This is a genomic window from Adlercreutzia equolifaciens (assembly GCF_029076695.1).
Taxonomy (GTDB): Bacteria; Actinomycetota; Coriobacteriia; order Coriobacteriales; family Eggerthellaceae; genus Adlercreutzia; species Adlercreutzia equolifaciens_A.
This window is the reverse complement of record NZ_JARFIK010000620.1, coordinates 1-288: the sequence shown is the minus strand read 5'-3', so window position 1 is coordinate 288 and position 288 is coordinate 1. Positions and strand designations below refer to the sequence as shown.

1 protein-coding gene is annotated in these 288 nt (G+C 35.8%); it reads left to right on the top strand.

All coding sequences use genetic code 11. The features are described 5' to 3' along the window. Nucleotides 1–75: 75 nt before the first annotated feature. The coding region (locus PZH32_RS13855) for a hypothetical protein (protein ID WP_275208848.1) at nt 76–288 on the top strand (213 nt) is incomplete at its 3' end.

Sequence of the window (288 nt, the reverse complement as noted above, 5' to 3'; positions counted from 1 at the left end):
GAAAACTTGACAGATTCAATGATCAGGTGAAGCCGGAAGAAACAACCGATGAAGTAAAAGAGGAAGGTGAAAATAATGAAGAAGAATAAAAACAGTTATGAGGAAGTTCTTGAAGCAGAAGTTGCAAAGCTGAAAGAAGAAAATAGACATTTGAAAGACGAGCGTGATGAACTGAAATATATGCTGAATGATATGTATAGTGTTGTTGATGCTGCAAATGATGACTTTTTCAGTGAAATGTCAAGATTGTGCGGTTGTATTGAAATCGAAGGTACAAGAATCACAGCA